This is a genomic window from uncultured Caballeronia sp. (genome assembly GCF_964243625.1).
In the GTDB taxonomy this organism is placed as follows: Bacteria; Pseudomonadota; Gammaproteobacteria; order Burkholderiales; family Burkholderiaceae; genus Caballeronia.
Map to the genome: position 1 here is coordinate 1 of NZ_CAXTGZ010000614.1, position 3,599 is coordinate 3,599.

Sequence of the window (3,599 nt, forward strand, 5' to 3'; positions counted from 1 at the left end):
CGCGTAAATCGCTGCCGGAGTCCCCGCGTTGGCTGGAGTCGATCGGGCGCCATCAGGATGCCGAAGCAATTCTCTCGAAGATCGAAACGGAAGTGAAGGCCGAACACGGCGGCACGTTGCCCGCGCCATCGCCGAAGCCTTCCGTTGCGCCCTCGCGTGCGCTGGGCTCGCTTTTTACCGGGGCGATGTTGCCGCGCATGATCGTTGGATGCGTGACGCTGGTGGTGATCAACACCTTGCTGTATGGCTTCGTTACCTGGCTGCCCACGTTTTTCGTTCATCAGGGTTTCAGCATTGCGAAGTCGTTCGGCTATGCGCTCGTGATGTCGATCGGTGCGCCCATCGGTTCGGGCATCGGCGCATTGACCGCCGACCGGTGGGGCCGCAAGCCCACCATCATCGGCGCATCTTTCCTTGCGATCATCTTCGGCGCTATTTATCCGTTCGTGAGCAACCCGGTCATGTTGCCGGTCGTCGGGCTGCTGCTCGTGATCCCCATTTATGTGCTGGTCGCCCTGCTGTTCGCGATCTACGTGCCCGAACTATTCCCGACTGAAGTGCGCCTGCGGGCGTCGGGCATATGCAATACGCTTGGCCGGGGTGCGACCATCGTCACGCCGTTTATTGTTGTGGCGCTCTTCGGGCATTACGGCGTAGTCGGCGTGCTCGCATTGATGATCGGCTTGCTGGCCATTCAGATCGTGGTGGTGGCATGGCTCGGTGTGGAACCGACCGGCCAGCGCCTGGAAGATATTCAGCCGACGGACGCCCCCGCGCGTCTCGATGTCGGCGCCGATACGCGGGTGTCCCCGCTCAAGTAAACGGAGAAAGCAAGATGGATGCAGTGAACAAGCAGTTCCTGAGCGCGCAGTTGTTCATAGACGGGAAGTTCGTCGACGCCGCCTCGGGCGAGACCATGGACATCATCAATCCGGCCGATGGCGCGGCGATCGGCACGCTGTCGAAGGCATCTGCCGAGGATGTCGACCGCGCGGTGCAGTGCGCACACAACGCGTTTGAAAGCGGCGTATGGCGCGACATGCCGTTCCAGCAACGTGCGCGCGTGATGAACCGGTTTGCCGATCTGTTCGAAGCCGACCTCGAAAACTTCTACAAGCTGGAGACGCTCAACAACGGCCGGCCGATCGTCGAAACGCGTGCGCAGATATCGCGTTTGCCGCAGTTTTACCGATACTTCGCCGCGCTTGCACTCACGCGCCGCAGCGATGTGATTCCTATCGAAGGGCCGTATCTTTGCTATACGCAGCGCGTGCCGCTCGGCGTGTGTGCGTTGATGACATCGTTCAATCATCCGCTGATGATCCTGTCGAAGAGCCTGGCGCCTGCGCTTGCGACCGGTAACAGCGTCGTGATCAAGGCGTCGGAGCAGACACCGCTCACCACCGTTCGCCTCGTTGCTTTATTGCAGCAGGCGGGTGTTCCGGACGGCGTCGTGAACGTGATCAACGGCGAGGGTAAGGAAGCAGGCGCCGCGCTCGCGCGCCATCCGCTGATTGCAAAGGTCGTGTTCACGGGCGGCACGGAGGTCGGTCGCTCGATCGGTGAAGCGGCCGCGCAGACCTTTGCGCTGACGACGCTCGAACTCGGCGGCAAGGGCGCGGTGATCCTGTTCGATGACATGGACATCGATCGCGCGGTGAACGGTGCGGCGTTCGCGGCGTTTATCGGAGCGGGGCAGACGTGCGTGTGCGGCGCGCGCCTGCTGGTGCAGGAAACCATCTACGAGAAGTTCCTGGAGAAATTCCGCGCGAAGGTCGAGGCGATTCGCGTCGGGAATCCCGCCGATCTGAACACGCAATTGGGACCGGTTATTTCCGGACGCTCGCGTGCGCGCATTCTCGGCATGCTGGAACGCGGCATTGCCGACGGCGCGAAGCTGCTTGCGGGCGGCGGCATTCCCGCGCATCTCAGCGAAGGTTTCTACCTGCAACCCACCGCGTTCTACGACGTCGATCCGAAATCGGAACTCGGCCAGGGCGAAGTGTTCGGTCCAGTCACGGTGATCATGCCCTTCAAGGACGAAGCGGATGCGCTGCGCATTGCCAACGACACTCAGTTCGGTCTTGCGGCGTCCGTGTGGACGCTCGACGTGGCGCGAGCCCACCGCGTGGCGAGCAAACTGGTGTTCGGGATGGTCTGGATCAACGATCACCACCGGCTGGACCCGGCTTCGCCTTGGGGCGGCTTCAAGAACAGCGGGGTAGGGCGGGAGACCGGGATCGAATCGTTCGATCAGTTCAGTGAGCCGCGTGCGGTGACGGTCAACACGAGCGGCGTCACGGTCGACTGGTATGCCGATGACGGCCAGCTCAAGCGCCTTAATTAATCAGGCGACAATTTAACTTAAGAGATGGCCGGTCTTGCTACCGGCCATTTCTGCATATTTTTCCTATCCCCGCTGATTCGTGAGCCTGCAACGGCAATACATGCCTCAACTGTTTATATCAAGTTTCTAAATTGATCTAAAGAATCAAAACCGGTTTAACGTTTGCCCCGGATACTCGGACCCGCTTGCAGCGTGCATACTACGTCATACAAATAAAGCAATGAGAGAAAACCATGCACGGGGAAAAAAGGCCGCTTTACTACGTAGGACGCACGCTGCACCCGCCTTTGCGGGCGCGCCTGAAGGAACGTGCGTGGAAAGTCGAGGTGCTCGAACCGGGTTCGGTACCCAAAGCAGGGCCGCGGCAACCGTCGGCGGGGATTCTCGACTTTTCGTCGCTCGAATTTCCGGCGGACCTGCGTTACCTTCACGAACTTCTGGCAAGTTCGATGACAGGCTGGGTTGCGCTCGGCCATCGTGAAGACCTGGAAGACGCGACCGTGCGCGGCCTGATTCGCGATTATTGCTTCGACTACATCACGCTGCCCACCTCGGATGACCGCGTAGTCGATGCCGTCGGCCACGCGCTCGGTATGGTGGCGTTGCAGGTGAATACATCGAATGACGTACACGACGGCCATCCCGAAGGCGAGATGGTCGGATCCTGCGAGGCCATGCTTACGTTGTTCCGCTCGATCCGCAAGGTCGCGATGACCGATGCGCCCGTTTTCATTTCGGGCGAATCGGGCACGGGCAAGGAACTGACCGCAGTCGCCATTCACGAACGCTCGACCCGGCGAGATGAGCCGTTCGTCGCTATCAACTGCGGCGCCATTCCCGCGCATCTGCTGCAATCGGAACTGTTCGGGTACGAGCGCGGCGCGTTCACCGGCGCGAATCAACGCAAGATCGGACGGGTGGAAGCGGCGAACGGGGGTACGCTTTTCCTCGATGAAATCGGCGACCTGCCGCTCGAAAGCCAGGCGAGCCTGCTGCGTTTCCTGCAGGAGCGCAAGGTCGAACGGCTTGGCGGACACGGGTCGACACCCGTGGACGTGCGCATCATTTCGGCCACGCACGTGGACATGCAAACCGCGATGATCGAAGGGCGCTTTCGCGCCGACCTGTATCACCGTTTATGCGTCCTGCAACTCGACGAACCGCCGTTGCGCGCACGCGGCAAGGACATCGAATTGCTGGCGAAGCACATGCTCGACCGCTTCAAGAAGGAAGCGAGCCGGAAACTGCGCGG

General features: G+C 60.9%; 3 protein-coding genes. All 3 read left to right on the top strand.

Annotated features, from left to right (window positions below; genetic code table 11):
• On the top strand, nt 1-821 hold an 821-nt coding region (locus ACFFAR_RS28005), incomplete at its 5' end, for an MFS transporter (RefSeq protein WP_375508891.1).
• 14 nt (nt 822-835) lie between these two features.
• The gene (locus tag ACFFAR_RS28010) at nt 836-2,347 is read left to right on the top strand and encodes an aldehyde dehydrogenase (protein WP_375508892.1); all 1,512 of its coding nucleotides are present in this window, start codon (nt 836-838) and stop codon (nt 2,345-2,347) included.
• A gap of 233 nt (nt 2,348-2,580) precedes the next feature.
• On the top strand, nt 2,581-3,599 hold a 1,019-nt coding region (locus tag ACFFAR_RS28015), incomplete at its 3' end, for a sigma 54-interacting transcriptional regulator (RefSeq protein ID WP_375508893.1).